9 protein-coding genes, 2 rRNA genes and 1 pseudogene are annotated in these 14,752 nt (G+C 62.5%); 6 read left to right on the forward strand and 6 right to left on the reverse strand.

From position 1 onward, the window contains the following. The first annotated feature begins 137 nt into the window (after window positions 1–137). Window positions 138–3,252: ribosomal RNA gene (locus MSIMFI_RS14340) — 23S ribosomal RNA — on the forward strand. Between the two features lie 84 nt (window positions 3,253–3,336). Next, window positions 3,337–3,449, forward strand: a 5S ribosomal RNA gene (gene rrf, locus MSIMFI_RS14345). 42 nt (window positions 3,450–3,491) lie between these two features. Here rrf and MSIMFI_RS14350 read toward each other — a convergent pair. From MSIMFI_RS14350 to MSIMFI_RS14360, 3 genes are all read right to left on the reverse strand, one after another. Further along, window positions 3,492–3,989 carry a methylated-DNA--[protein]-cysteine S-methyltransferase gene (locus MSIMFI_RS14350; RefSeq protein WP_191497690.1) on the reverse strand — a complete coding sequence of 166 codons (498 nt, stop codon included), beginning with the start codon at window positions 3,987–3,989 and terminating at the stop codon, window positions 3,492–3,494. Beyond that, entirely contained in the window at window positions 3,982–5,496 is a 1,515-nt protein-coding gene (locus MSIMFI_RS14355) for a DNA-3-methyladenine glycosylase 2 family protein (RefSeq protein ID WP_191497691.1), read from the reverse strand. The genes MSIMFI_RS14350 and MSIMFI_RS14355 overlap by 8 nt, the downstream gene beginning before the upstream one ends. Before the next feature lie 92 nt (window positions 5,497–5,588). Beyond that, entirely contained in the window at window positions 5,589–7,223 is a 1,635-nt protein-coding gene (locus MSIMFI_RS14360; protein ID WP_191497692.1) for an adenylate/guanylate cyclase domain-containing protein, read from the reverse strand. A 271-nt stretch (window positions 7,224–7,494) separates the two neighbouring features. On the opposite strand from MSIMFI_RS14360, the gene nucS reads away from it, so the two are divergent. Both nucS and MSIMFI_RS14370 read left to right on the forward strand, forming a co-directional pair. After that, window positions 7,495–8,166: an endonuclease NucS gene (gene nucS, locus MSIMFI_RS14365; RefSeq protein ID WP_186244098.1), complete on the forward strand. Its 672-nt coding sequence runs from the start codon at window positions 7,495–7,497 to the stop codon at window positions 8,164–8,166. Continuing rightward, entirely contained in the window at window positions 8,166–8,453 is a 288-nt protein-coding gene (locus MSIMFI_RS14370) for a hypothetical protein (protein WP_191497693.1), read from the forward strand. Before nucS ends, MSIMFI_RS14370 begins: the two co-directional genes overlap by 1 nt. On the opposite strand, the gene mce is transcribed toward MSIMFI_RS14370, so the two are convergent. Then, entirely contained in the window at window positions 8,450–8,908 is a 459-nt protein-coding gene (gene mce / locus MSIMFI_RS14375; RefSeq protein WP_191497694.1) for a methylmalonyl-CoA epimerase, read from the reverse strand. The genes MSIMFI_RS14370 and mce overlap by 4 nt on opposite strands. A gap of 78 nt (window positions 8,909–8,986) precedes the next feature. On the opposite strand from mce, the gene MSIMFI_RS14380 reads away from it, so the two are divergent. Beyond that, on the forward strand, window positions 8,987–10,180 hold the full coding sequence (locus MSIMFI_RS14380) for an acetyl-CoA C-acetyltransferase (RefSeq protein WP_191497695.1): 1,194 nt from the start codon (window positions 8,987–8,989) through the stop codon (window positions 10,178–10,180). A gap of 161 nt (window positions 10,181–10,341) precedes the next feature. Continuing rightward, entirely contained in the window at window positions 10,342–11,274 is a 933-nt protein-coding gene (locus MSIMFI_RS14385; protein WP_191497696.1) for a thioredoxin family protein, read from the forward strand. A 33-nt stretch (window positions 11,275–11,307) separates the two neighbouring features. On the opposite strand, the pseudogene MSIMFI_RS14390 reads toward MSIMFI_RS14385, so the two are convergent. Beyond that, a pseudogene (locus MSIMFI_RS14390) lies at window positions 11,308–12,390 on the reverse strand (PE family protein); the annotation flags it as partial. Between the two features lie 154 nt (window positions 12,391–12,544). Next, window positions 12,545–14,752 carry a 1,4-alpha-glucan branching protein GlgB gene (gene glgB, locus MSIMFI_RS14395; protein WP_191497698.1) on the reverse strand — a complete coding sequence of 736 codons (2,208 nt, stop codon included), beginning with the start codon at window positions 14,750–14,752 and terminating at the stop codon, window positions 12,545–12,547.

The raw sequence follows: 14,752 nt of genomic DNA on the forward strand, positions 1-14,752 counted from the left end.
GTTGTCCCCACCATCTTGGTGGTGGGGTGTGGTGTTTGAGAATTGGATAGTGGTTGCGAGCATCAATTGGATGCGCTACCCGTAGGGTTGCGAATCCATTTAGATGTGCAATTTTAATTCTTTGGTTTTTGTAGTGTTTGTAAGTGTCTAAGGGCACATGGTGGATGCCTTGGCATCGAGAGCCGATGAAGGACGTGGGAGGCTGCGATATGCCTCGGGGAGCTGTCAACCGAGCGTGGATCCGAGGATTTCCGAATGGGGAAACCCAACACGAGTTATGTCGTGTTACCCGTATCTGAATATATAGGGTGCGGGAGGGAACGCGGGGAAGTGAAACATCTCAGTACCCGTAGGAGAAGAAAACAATTGTGATTCCGCAAGTAGTGGCGAGCGAACGCGGAACATGGCTAAACCGCACGCATGGGTAACCGGGTAGGGGTTGTGTGTGCGGGGTTGTGGGAGTGATACGTCTCAGCTCTACCCAGCTGAGGGGCAGTCAGAAAGTGTCGCGGTTAGCGGAAGTGGCCTGGGATGGTCTGCCGCAGACGGTGAGAGCCCGGTACGCGAAAACCCGGCACCTGCCTTGTATCAGTTCCCGAGTAGCAGCGGGCCCGTGGAATCTGCTGTGAATCTGCCGGGACCACCCGGTAAGCCTAAATACTTCTCGATGACCGATAGCGGATTAGTACCGTGAGGGAATGGTGAAAAGTACCCCGGGAGGGGAGTGAAAGAGTACCTGAAACCGTGTGCCTACAATCCGTCAGAGCCTCCTTGTGGGGTGATGGCGTGCCTTTTGAAGAATGAGCCTGCGAGTCAGGGACATGTCGCGAGGTTAACCCGTGTGGGGTAGCCGCAGCGAAAGCGAGTCTGAATAGGGCGTATCCCCGTAAGGGGTGTAGTGGCATGTTCTGGACCCGAAGCGGAGTGATCTACCCATGGCCAGGGTGAAGCGCGGGTAAGACCGCGTGGAGGCCCGAACCCACTTAGGTTGAAGACTGAGGGGATGAGCTGTGGGTAGGGGTGAAAGGCCAATCAAACTCCGTGATAGCTGGTTCTCCCCGAAATGCATTTAGGTGCAGCGTTGCGTGGTTCACCACGGAGGTAGAGCTACTGGATGGCCGATGGGCCCTACTAGGTTACTGACGTCAGCCAAACTCCGAATGCCGTGGTGTCAAACGTGGCAGTGAGACGGCGGGGGATAAGCTCCGTACGTCGAAAGGGAAACAGCCCAGATCGCCGGCTAAGGCCCCAAAGCGTGTGCTAAGTGGGAAAGGATGTGCAGTCGCAGAGACAACCAGGAGGTTGGCTTAGAAGCAGCCACCCTTGAAAGAGTGCGTAATAGCTCACTGGTCAAGTGATTGTGCGCCGATAATGTAGCGGGGCTCAAGCACCCCGCCGAAGCCGCGGCACATCCACCGCAAGGTGGGTGTGGGTAGGGGAGCGTCCCTCATTCAGCGAAGCCGCCGGGTGACCGGTGGTGGAGGGTGGGGGAGTGAGAATGCAGGCATGAGTAGCGACAAGGCAAGTGAGAACCTTGCCCGCCGAAAGACCAAGGGTTCCTGGGCCAGGCCAGTCCGCCCAGGGTGAGTCGGGACCTAAGGCGAGGCCGACAGGCGTAGTCGATGGACAACGGGTTGATATTCCCGTACCCGTGTGTGGGCGCCCGTGATGAATCAGCGGTACTAACCACCCAAAACCGGATCGATCATTCCCCTTCGGGGGCGTGGAGTTCTGGGGCTGCGTGGGACCTTCGCTGGTAGTAGTCAAGCGATGGGGTGACGCAGGAAGGCAGCCGTACCAGTCAGTGGTAATACTGGGGCAAGCCTGTAGGGAGAGCGATAGGCAAATCCGTCGCTCACTAATCCTGAGAGGTGATGCATAGCCGGTTGAGGCGAATTCGGTGATCCTCTGCTGCCAAGAAAAGCCTCTAGCGAGCACACACACGGCCCGTACCCCAAACCAACACAGGTGGTCAGGTAGAGAATACCAAGGCGTACGAGATAACTATGGTTAAGGAACTCGGCAAAATGCCCCCGTAACTTCGGGAGAAGGGGGACCGGAATATCGTGAACACCCTTGCGGTGGGAGCGGGATCCGGTCGCAGAAACCAGTGAGAAGCGACTGTTTACTAAAAACACAGGTCCGTGCGAAGTCGCAAGACGATGTATACGGACTGACGCCTGCCCGGTGCTGGAAGGTTAAGAGGACCCGTTAACCCGCAAGGGTGAAGCGGAGAATTTAAGCCCCAGTAAACGGCGGTGGTAACTATAACCATCCTAAGGTAGCGAAATTCCTTGTCGGGTAAGTTCCGACCTGCACGAATGGCGTAACGACTTCTCAACTGTCTCAACCATAGACTCGGCGAAATTGCACTACGAGTAAAGATGCTCGTTACGCGCGGCAGGACGAAAAGACCCCGGGACCTTCACTACAACTTGGTATTGGTGTTCGGTACGGTTTGTGTAGGATAGGTGGGAGACTGTGAAACCTCAACGCCAGTTGAGGCGGAGTCGTTGTTGAAATACCACTCTGATCGTATTGGACACCTAACGTCGAACCGTATATCCGGTTCACGGACAGTGCCTGGCGGGTAGTTTAACTGGGGCGGTTGCCTCCTAAAATGTAACGGAGGCGCCCAAAGGTTCCCTCAACCTGGACGGCAATCAGGTGGCGAGTGTAAATGCACAAGGGAGCTTGACTGCGAGACTTACACGTCAAGCAGGGACGAAAGTCGGGATTAGTGATCCGGCACCCCCGAGTGGAAGGGGTGTCGCTCAACGGATAAAAGGTACCCCGGGGATAACAGGCTGATCTTCCCCAAGAGTCCATATCGACGGGATGGTTTGGCACCTCGATGTCGGCTCGTCGCATCCTGGGGCTGGAGCAGGTCCCAAGGGTTGGGCTGTTCGCCCATTAAAGCGGCACGCGAGCTGGGTTTAGAACGTCGTGAGACAGTTCGGTCTCTATCCGCCGCGCGCGTCAGAAGCTTGAGGAAACCTGTCCCTAGTACGAGAGGACCGGGACGGACGAACCTCTGGTCCACCAGTTGTCCCACCAGGGGCACCGCTGGATAGCCACGTTCGGACAGGATAACCGCTGAAAGCATCTAAGCGGGAAACCTTCTCCAAGATGAGGCTTCTCACCCTTTTAGAGGGATAAGGCCCCCCGCAGAACACGGGATCGATAGGCCAGACCTGGAAGCTCAGTAATGGGCGTAGGGAACTGGCACTAACCGGCCGAAAACTTACTAACACACAAGATCGCAACCACTATTTAGTTTCACGACTATTTGTCGTTGAACACCACACCCCCCACCAGTACAATTTTAAATAGAGTTACGGCGGTAATAGCGACAGGGAAACGCCCGGTCCCATCCCGAACCCGGAAGCTAAGCCTGTCAGCGCCGATGATACTGCCCATCCGGGTGGAAAAGTAGGACACCGCCGAACATACACAAAAACACCCCCGCAAGCCGGGGGTGTTTTTGCATGTCAATCAAACAACGTCAAATCCGCCGATTCTCGGTTTTTCTCCAATTCCAGCAGAGTTTGTTTCCGATCGAGTCCGCCACCGTACCCGGTCAGTTTCCCGCTGGCGCCAATTACGCGATGACATGGCACGATGATGGCGACGGGATTATGGCCGTTCGCCAATCCGACAGCGCGTGCCGCGCCGGGCGCGCCGATCTGGTCGGCGATTTCTCCGTAGGACCGTGTTTCCCCATACGGGATTGTCAGCAATGCTTTCCACACCCGCTGCTGAAACTCGGTCCCTCGCAGATCCAGCTCGATGTCGAAGTCAGTGAGCTCACCCGCGAAATACGCATTGAGTTGATCGACGGCCTTTGCAAATGCCGCATGATCGGGCGTCCAGCCGCTGCGACTCGGCTCGTAGGTTTGGTCGACCATTCGCAAGTTTGTCAACACCGAGCCATATCCGGCCAGCGTCAACGGTCCAATTGGACTATCGATGGTGCGGTAGTTAATCATGCAACCTCCTTTGGTGACTCCCGTGGTGGCCTTCAAGAGGCCATCGGTTTACCGGATGCTCGAGCGTGGTCCACAAATGTTGGGTGGCGTAGGAGCGCCAAGGACGCCAACGGGTACTGCGCTCGGTGAGGCTGCGTTGTTGCTTGGGCAGGCCCAATTGCTCCGCCGCCAGCCTTACACCGAGGTCACTGACCGGAAACGCGTCTGGGTCACCTAGGCCGCGCATGGCGACTACCTCAGCGGTCCAGGGACCAACACCCGGCAGCGACAGCAATTGATTGCGCGCACATGTCCAGTCGGACCCTGCGTCCAGGGTGATACTTCCGTCGGCAAGGCCAGCGACTAGAGCTTGTAGCGTGCGTTGACGTGATTTGGGGACGGCCAGATGTATTGGGTCGATCTCGGCGAGCCGCTCGATGGAAGGGAAGGTGTGGGTCAATGCGCCCACATCATCTTGTATCGGATGTCCATACGCGGCTACCAGCCTGCCCACGTGGGTTCGTGCCGCCTTAGTGGATACCTGTTGACCTAGGACCGCGCGAATCGCGAGCTCGGCCTCGTCAACTGTGCGGGGAATACGTTGGCCGGGTGCCTTGGACACCACCGGACCCAGATCCGGGTCGGCGCTGAGTGCTTCGACCACCGCTTCAGGATCGGCGTCAAGGTCGAGCAGCCGCCGGCAGCGCGCGGTAGCTGCCGAAAGGTCCCGGAAGTCGTCGAGCACCAGCACGCAGCGGACATGATCGGGTGCCGGCGTCAAGCTGACTAGGCCGTTGCCCCACGAGAGCCGCAGCGTGCGACGGTATGCACCATCGCGGACCTCTTCGCAACCTGGGACCACACTGGCAGCCAGATGACCGAAAACACCCTCATACGCGAACGGTGTGCGCACTGGCAGCCGAAGCGAGACCGTCCCCGCGGAGGGGGTGGCGGACCCGTACCGGGCGGCTGCGCGTTTGCGCAGCGCCGTCGGCGTGGCGTCACTGACCAGGCGCACGGTCGCGTTGAACTGGCGGATACTGGAAAATCCAGCCGCGAATGCGACATCGCCAAATGGCAGGTCAGTCGTCTCGATCAGCACCCGGGCGGACTGCATGCGTTGGGCGCGCGCCAGCGCAAGCGGGCCGGCGCCGACCTCGGCCTGCAACAGCCGCTCTAGTTGGCGTGTGGTGTACCCAAGATGGGCGGCAAGGCCGGTGACACCCTCACGGTCCACTGTGCCGTCGGCGATGAGTCGCATTGCCCGCGCGACGACGTCACCGCGCACGTTCCATTCCGGAGAACCCGGAGATGCGTCGGGACGGCATCGCTTGCAGGCTCGGTAGCCTTCCCGTTGAGCCGCCGCCGCGGTTGGGAGGAACCGTACGTTGCGGGCGAACGGTGGCCTTACGGGGCAACTGGGCCGGCAGTAGATCCGGGTGGTTAGCACCGCAATGACGAACCATCCGTCAAACCGGGCGTCCTTGGCCTGGACCGCTCGGTAGCAGCGCTCGAAATCTTCATGCACACTTCGACAATTACACCTACCCGCCGACATGACTGGCGGAAAAGCGACACGATAGTGTTTTCGCGAGACAGTGGGCCGGCCCCTGCCAGGGCCTATTTGCGTGGCTCGGCCGGCTCGATCGGATTCGCCAGCTGGGTACGATTGTTGTGCCCGCGAAGTGTTACGGTCTCACCCAAAGACCAACGGGCACGCTCATTTTCGCTCGCGCCGCGCAGCGTTTCCCACGACGTTAATAGTCTGCCCGGATGGGATTTGGCCAGTTCGCACAGTCGCGCCGCCTCGTTGACCGGTTCGCCGATCACGGTGTATTCGAACCGCTCTTTGGCGCCGACGTTGCCGGCGACGACCTGCCCCGCCGCCACGCCTATGCCGGCCTGGCACTCGGGCACTTCGCTGGACACCCGGTCGGCGATGGTGCGTGCGGCGGCCAGCGCCTGGTCTTCGGGGCATTCGAGGCGATTTGGCGCGCCGAAGATGGCCAGTGATGCATCGCCCTCGAATTTGTTGACCAGTCCACGATGGCGGTCCACCTCTTCGACGACGATCGCGAAGAACCGATTGAGCAACTTAACGACGTTGGCCGGAGGCTGGCTGGTCACCAGCCCCGTGGAGCCAATGATGTCGACGAATATCACCGCGACATGACGTTCCTCACCTCCCAATTTTGGTCGCTCGCGTTCGGCCGCCAGGGCGACTTCGCGCCCGACGTGCCGGCCGAAGAGGTCGCGTACGCGTTCGCGCTCACGCAGGCCGTCGACCATCGCGTTGAAACCGCGCTGCAGCTCACCGAGTTCGGTCCCGTCGAAGACGATCAGGTTGCCGCGCAGGTCGCCCTGCTCGACGCGCCGCAGTGCCGCACGTACCACCCGCACCGGCGTGGCCGTCAGCCAGGACAGGATCCACATCAGGATGAATCCGAAGATCACCGTCGCCGCGCACAGAATCAGCACCGCGACCGCGAACTCGGTCTGGGTCAGGTTCCGCAACAAGAGCTCGAAGAACGCCACCAGTCCAATGCCGATGACGGGCACGGCCGAACCGAGCAGCCACACCGTCAGGGTTCGACCCATGATCCCCGGCGCGAGCCGCCGCGGCGGTGGTCCCGCCTGGAGTGCCTGGGCAGCGATCGGGCGCAGCGCAAACTCGGTCAGCAGGTAGCTGCCGGTGGCGACTAGAACGCCGCAAAAGTTCACCCCGAACAGGAACCGCGGGATGAACGCGTGGTTGGCCATCCCGTACAAGGTCGTCAACAGCGCCGCGCCGATTCCCCAGAGGACGAGGTCAACGATCGCGATTCGCCAGGGGGCGATGAAGGTGTTGCGTTCGTCCTCGGGGGTCGGGGTGCGTTCCTCGATGGCCCAACGCAGCGCGAGGACGGTGCGCCGGGTGATCCAGTAGGTGCCCATGACCAGGGCAAGCATGATATATGCCGGTGAGACCCCAAAGGTAATCCACAACACCGCGTTGTCAAACACGCTGGGCGTCGGAATGGCCACCATTACCAGAAGCAAGGCGACGCCGATACCGAGCAGGTTGGCGCCCACGATCACCACGGTCAGGATGACCTGGATGCGTACGCGCCGGCGTTGTCGGCTCTCCGAAACTCGCCCGAGCAGCCAGGAGCCGTATGCAGGGGTATCGGGTCGCCCGCTTTGCCGAGTAACCCGCTCGAGCACCCGGCCCAAGCGCTGTGCAGTGCTTTTCTTGGCAGCCTTCTTCGGCGACATGTTGGCGTCAGCCTAATTCGTTTCGGTCGGCGGGGCTCGAGCGGCTCAACAGCTGCATCAAGACGGGTGGGCCGATTGGTGGGCTGGGCGTGCCCACGAAGCGTCGCCGTCTCGCCCAAAAGCCAATGGACGCACCCCTTTTCGTGGGCACGGTGCGGTGCCCCGGAGGTTGTCAGCAGCCTGTCGGGTGCGATGTGGCCTGTCCACACAGTCTTCATCGCCAACCTGGTGCGACAGCTAAATTCGTTGGACACGCTCTAAGGTGGTTCGGGTGCGTCTAGTCATTGCTCAGTGCACCGTGGACTACGTTGGTCGGCTTACCGCGCATCTGCCCTCCGCGCGCAGGCTGCTGCTGTTCAAGGCCGACGGATCGGTTAGTGTGCACGCCGACGACCGCGCCTACAAGCCGTTGAACTGGATGAGCCCGCCGTGCTGGTTTACCGAAGAGCTCAACGGTGAGTCGCCCGTGTGGGTCGTCGCGAATAAGGCCGGCGAACAGCTGCGTATCACCGTCGAGGAGATCGAGCACGACTCCAGCCACGAACTGGGTGTGGACCCCGGTCTGGTCAAGGACGGCGTGGAGGCCCATTTGCAGGCGTTGCTAGCTGAGCATGTCCAACTGCTGGGCGATGGGTACACGTTGGTCCGCCGTGAGTACATGACCGCGATCGGGCCCGTCGACCTGCTATGCCGCGATGAACGGGGTGGCTCGGTCGCAGTGGAAATCAAGCGGCGTGGCGAGATTGACGGTGTGGAGCAACTTACTCGTTATCTCGAATTGCTCAATCGCGACAGCGTTCTCGCGCCGGTTAAAGGCGTGTTCGCCGCTCAACAGATCAAGCCACAGGCCCGCACGCTGGCCACTGATCGCGGTATCCGTTGTGTGACATTGGATTACGACCAGATGCGGGGGATGGATAGCGACGAGTACCGGTTGTTCTGATGGCTCGGCGTCGTAAATCGCCACGCCGGCAACACCCGGCGTTCTCGACGCTGGGCCGGCTGGAAACCGGACCCGATGGCTACGAATACGAAGTGCGTCCGGTCGCGGCGTCCCGCGCCGTCAAGACCTATCGCTGCCCGGGATGCGATCACGAAATCCGTTCTGGCACTGCGCATGTTGTGGTTTGGCCGGCTGAATTGCCGGGAGCGGTTCAAGACCGCCGGCACTGGCACACACCGTGCTGGGCCAACCGCGCCAACCGCAGTCCAACCCGAAGGTGGTCTTAGCGCGCCGGTTCCACCAATTCGATCAGAACTCCGCCGGCGTCCTTCGGATGGATGAAGTTGATCCGTGAGTTTGCCGTTCCGCGGTGGGCGGCTTCGTAGACCAGCCGGACGCCTTGGCTGCGCAGTCGCTGGCATAGGGCGTCGAGATCGGAGACCCGACAGGCGAGCTGTTGGATGCCGGGTCCGCGCTTGTCCAAGAACTTCGCGATCGCCGATGACTCGTCGCTAGGGGCCATCAACTGGATCTGCGCGGTGGACCCTGGCACCGCCAGCATCGCCTCGCGGATTTTCTGATCATCGTTAACTTCCTCGTGCACCAGGATCATGCCCAGGTGGTTGTGGTACCACTCGATCGCAGCGTCCAGGTCGGCGACGGCAATGCCGACATGGTCCAGACCGGTCACCAGAGCGGTGGCCAGAACGTGACGCGCGTCAACTTGATCAGTAGTCATCACACAACGGTAACCTCAAGACAAAGAATCTGCGTTTCCGGTATCCCGGATCGGTGTTCCAGTGCCCCCAAGGAGGTAGTCATGACGACGTCGGTGATCGTTGCTGGAGCCCGGACGCCTATAGGCAAGCTAATGGGTTCGCTGAAGGATTTCAGCGCCAGCGATCTGGGCGCCATTGCGATTAAGGGTGCCCTGGAGAAGGCCTTTCCAAATGTCGAGGCACCGGCGTCCTTGATCGAGTACGTGATCATGGGTCAGGTGCTCACCGCGGGAGCAGGCCAAATGCCGGCGCGCCAGTCGGCGGTCGCTGCTGGTATCGGTTGGGACGTGCCGGCGCTGACCATCAACAAGATGTGCCTGTCCGGCATCGATGCCATCGCCCTTGCTGACCAGCTCATTCGGGCCGGCGAGTTCGACGTTGTGGTGGCCGGTGGGCAGGAGTCCATGACGAAGGCACCCCACCTGTTGATGGATAGCCGGGCCGGCTACAAGTACGGCGACGTCACGGTCTTGGACCACTTGGCCTATGACGGTCTGCACGACGTGTTCACCGACCAGCCGATGGGTGCTCTGACCGAGCAGCGCAACGACGTCGACAAATTCACCCGTCGGGAACAGGACGAATACGCCGCGCAGTCGCACCAGAAAGCGGCTGCGGCATGGAAGGACGGCGTGTTCACCGACGAAGTGGTCCCGGTGAATATCCCGCAGCGCAAGGGTGATCCACTGCAGTTCAGCGAAGACGAAGGTATTCGCGCCAACACCACTGCGGACTCACTGGCGGGGCTTAAACCGGCGTTTCGCAAGGATGGCACCATCACCGCCGGCTCGGCGTCGCAAATCTCCGACGGTGCCGCCGCGGTTGTGGTGATGAACAAGGAAAAGGCCCAGGAGCTGGGCCTGACGTGGCTGGTCGAGATCGCTGCGCACGGCGTGGTGGCCGGGCCGGATTCCACCCTGCAATCGCAGCCGGCCAACGCGATCAAGAAGGCGCTTGACCGCGAAGGCATCTCGGTCGACCAGCTCGATGTCATAGAGATCAACGAAGCGTTCGCCGCGGTGGCCCTGGCATCGACCAAGGAACTTGGGGTAAATCCCGAGATTGTCAACGTCAACGGGGGCGCGATTGCCGTCGGGCATCCAATCGGTATGTCGGGAGCGCGAATTACCCTGCACGTGGCGCTGGAGTTGGCGCGCCGTGGCTCGGGCTACGGGGTCGCGGCGCTGTGCGGTGCTGGCGGCCAGGGCGACGCGTTGATCCTGCGGGCGGGTTAAGGCGGCCCCCACCGCGACGTTGCTGGAGCGATGTCTGCGGACGTTGGTGTGAGATTGGTCATAGCTGCCGAACGCGGCGCGTTGGAAGCCGCTTTTCAGCGATATGCGGGTCGGCGCGACCGGGTGAACCGGGACCGAGGCGGCGTGACAGACTTGATGCCGTGACGCGTCCGCGACCCCCGATTGGGCCTGCAATGGCTGGTGCGGTCGACCTGTCCGGCCTCAAGCAGCGGGCTCAACAAAGCGCAGCTGGGTCGGACGCAGCGGGCCGGACGCCGTCGGCGGAGCCCGCCGGCGCGGGTGGCCCAGGCGTCACCGACATCACCGAGGTCAACTTCGAGGACGAGGTGATCGTCCGGTCCGACGAAGTGCCGGTGGTGGTTTTGTTGTGGTCACCGCGCAGCGACGTGTGCGTCGACCTGCTTGACACGCTGACCGGCCTGGCTACTGCCGACAAAGGCAAGTGGTGGTTGGCGTCGGTCAACGTTGACGTGGCGCCTCGAGTGGCCCAGATATTCGGCGTCCAAGCCGTTCCGACCGTGGTGGCATTGGCGGCAGGACAGCCGATCTCGAGCTTCCAGGGGCCACAGCCCGCCGATCAGCTACGGCGCTGGCTGGACTCCCTGGTTTCGGCGACGGCTGGAAAGCTCAAGGGCCCAAGGGGTTCCGAGGAGTCAACCGAAGTCGATCCAGTCGTCGCACAGGCGAGACGGGAACTCGAGGCGGGCGACTTCGACGCCGCGCAGAAGTCATACCAAGCGATCTTGGATTCCGATCCGGGCAGCGTCGAAGCGAAAGCGGCCATCCGGCAGATCGAATTCCTCACGCGCGCAACTGCACAGCGGCCCGATGCCGTCGTCATCGCCGACGCCGCACCGGATGATATCGACGCCGCGCTGGCGGCAGCCGATGTGCAAATCCTCAACCAGGATGTCACTGCGGCGTTCGATCGGTTAATTGTGTTGGTGCGCCGTACATCTGGCGACGAGCGCACCAAGGTACGTACCAGGCTTATCGAGCTTTTCGAGCTCTTCGACCCCGCGGACCCCGAGGTGATCGCGGGCCGGCGCAACCTCGCCAACGCACTTTATTAGCCGCCGAGCCGAGGTGGGCTAGGAGTCCTATAAGCCGTTGATGCCAGGCAGGCCCAGGATCCCACCGGCGCCGCCGACGCCGCCGGCGCCCGACGTCTCGCCAAGCCCTCCGTTACCGCCGTTACCGCCATTGCCGATCAACTGGGCATCGCCGCCGGCCCCGCCGTTACCGCCGGCCGCCGCAATGCTTAACCCGCCGGCACCCCCAGCGCCGGCGTTGCCGATGAGGCCGGCCTTGCCGCCGTGCCCGCCGGTCCCGCCGTTACCGGCGATGCCAATCCCGCCGACACCGCCGGTGCCGCCGTCGCCGTAGAGCAGGCCGGCGTTGCCGCCGGCGCCGCCGTCGCCGGCTATGCTGCCGTGCCCGCCGGCGCCGCCGGCGCCGCCCGAGCCGGCCAACATTCCGGCGTTGCCGCCGCCCCCGCCTGCGCCGCCGATGCCTCCAGAGCCGAACAGCCAAGACGCACCGCCGGCCCCGCCGACACCGCCATTGCCGGTGTAGCCGTTACCGCCGGCCCCACCGGTTCCGCCGGCGCCCCACAGTAGCCCGCCGCTGCCGCCGGCACCGCCAGTGCCGCCGGTGCCGGTAGGGGCATCGCCGCCGGCGCCGCCGGCGCCGCCGGCGCCGAAAAGTCCTGCTGCCCCACCGGCGCCGCCGGCCTGGCCGAGTGCGCCGGACCCTCCGGCTCCGCCGTTGCCGTACAACAACCCGCCGGCCCCGCCGTTTTGCCCTGTCCCGGGAGCCCCGTTGGCTCCGTTGCCGATCAGTGGACGCCCCAACAACAACTGGGTGGGCGTATTGATGACGTTGAGCAATGCCTCAAGCGGGGACGCGGCCGCGGCCTCCGCGCTGGCGTACGAGCTGGCGCCGGCGGCTAAGGCCTGCACGAACTGGCTATGAAATCCCGCTGCCTGCGCACTGAGCGCCTGATAGGTGTGAGCGTGCTGACCAAACAGCGCCGCGACCGCCGCCGACACCTCATCGGCACCGGCGGCCAGGACCTCGGTGGTGGAAGTCGCCGCGGCGCTGTTGGCCGCGCCGATCGCTGACCCGATTCTGGACAGATCCGCCGCCGCTGCGGTCACTACCTCAGGGGTCGTGATCAAAAATGACATTCCGCATACCTCCCGACAAGGCTCATCGCCGGTCAGTATCGATCATTCGATCGAGCGGAGTAGTGGCTTTTCGACCACAGAATGGCCACAATCTGCGCTGCAGCGTTGTGCAGTTTGCCCAGTAGCGCTCTGCTGAGCTCTGCGGCAGCTCGCGCTACACAGGCTCCAACCACAACGCCGACGTGGGCGGCAGCACCAGCACCGCCGACGCCGGGCGGCCGTGCCAGGGCTCGTCGGTTGCGTCAACACCACCGAGATTGCCGATCCCTGATCCGTTGTAGACCGTCGCGTCGGTGTTGAGCACCTCACGCCAGCGGCCGGCGCACGGCAGGCCGAGCTGGTAGCCGCTGTGTTCCAACCCTGCGAAATTGAACACGCAAGCCATGACCGAGCCATCGGTGCCATAACGCAGGAAGCTCAAGACATTGTTGGCCGAGTCGTTGGCGTCGATCCACGAATAGCCTTCGGGGGTGGTGTCTTGACTCCACAGCGCCGGGTGGCCGCGGTAGATGTCGTTGATGTCGCGCACGAGGCGCAGAATGCCGTTGGAGAAACCGTTTTCGTCGAGTTGGAACCAGTCCAGACCGCGCTGCTCCGACCATTCGGCGCGCTGGCCGAATTCCTGGCCCATGAACAACAGTTGCTTGCCCGGATGCGCCCACTGGTAGGCGAGCAGGCTGCGCAGCCCGGCGGCCTTCGCGTGATTGTTGCCCGGCATCCGCCCCCACAGGGTGCCCTTGCCGTGGACCACCTCGTCGTGGCTGAGCGGCAGTACGTAATTCTCGCTGAACGCATACAGCATCGAGAAGGTCATCTCGTGGTGGTGGTAGTTGCGGTATATGGGATCTCGGCCGACATAGTCGAGTGTGTCGTGCATCCAACCCATGTTCCATTTCATCGAGAAGCCCAGGCCGCCAAGGTTAGTCGCTCGAGTCACACCGGGCCACGAGGTTGACTCCTCGGCGATGGTGACCACGCCCGGTGCCACTTTGTGTGCCGTGGCGTTCATCTCCTGCAGGAACTGCACCGCTTCCAGGTTTTCCCGCCCGCCGTAGATGTTCGGGGTCCAGCCGCCTTCGGGGCGCGAGTAGTCAAGGTAGAGCATCGATGCCACCGCGTCCACGCGCAAGCCGTCGACGTGGAACTCTTGCAGCCAGTACAACGCGTTGGCCACCAGGAAGTTTCGCACCTCAGGGCGACCGAAGTCGAATACGTAAGTGCCCCAATCCAATTGCTCTCCGCGTTTCGGATCGGAATGCTCGTAAAGCGGCGTCCCGTCAAACCGTCCCAATGCCCAGGCGTCCTTGGGAAAGTGCGCTGGCACCCAATCCACAATGACACCAACACCAGCGCGGTGCAGCGCGTCGACCAGCGCCCGGAAATCGTCGGGTGTGCCGAAGCGTGAAGTTGGCGCGTAGTAGGACGTGACCTGATATCCCCACGATCCGGCGAACGGGTGCTCGGCGACAGGCAGCAGTTCGACATGGGTAAACCCATGTGCCACAACGTAATCTGTGAGTTCCTTGGCAAGCTGACGGTAGCTGCGCCCAGGACGCCACGAGCCGAGATGGACCTCATAGGTGCTCATCGGCTCGAATACCGGATTCCGTCGTGCGCGCTGCGCCATCCAGTCGTTGTCATCCCAGTTGTAGGTGCTCACCGTCACCCGAGATGCGGTCTGCGGTGGCACCTCCGTGCAGAACGCGAACGGGTCGGCACGTTCGGTGACGACGCCGTCGGCGCCGTGGACCCGGAACTTATACAGACCGTCGGGGGGGAAGCCAGGCCAGAACAATTCCCATACCCCGGAAGATCCCAGCACCCGCATCGGGGCGTCGTTGCCGGTCCACCCGTTGAATTCGCCGATCAAGCTGACGCCCTTGGCGTTGGGTGCCCACACCGCAAATGACACCCCGTCGACGACACCGTCGGCTGTGGTGAACGAGCGAGGATGGGCACCGAGCACGTCCCAAAGGCGTTCGTGGCGGCCCTCGGCGAACAGGTGCAGGTCGACTTCGCCCAGGGTCGGCAGAAATCGGTAGGCGTCGGCGACGGTGTACGGGTCGGAACTCTCGTAGGTCACCTGCAGCCGGTAGTCGATGAGGTTGACGAACGGCAGCGCGACAGCGAATAGGCCGGAATCGATGTGTTGCATGGGAAACCGGTCAGCACCGACGAGCGCGACCACGCTGACCGCGTGGGGGCGCAAAGCCCGGATCACGGTGTGGTCGCCATACTCGTGGGCGCCCAGGATGTCGTGTGGATTGTGGTGTGCACCGGCCAGCAAGCGGGCGAGCGCAGCTGGTTCGGGCGCCAGGTGCATCCCGGCGATGTGGTTGGTTCGGCTCTCGGTTCGGCTCAT

Origin of the sequence: Mycobacterium simulans (assembly GCF_900232995.1) — a bacterium.
In the GTDB taxonomy this organism is placed as follows: domain Bacteria; phylum Actinomycetota; class Actinomycetes; order Mycobacteriales; family Mycobacteriaceae; genus Mycobacterium; species Mycobacterium simulans.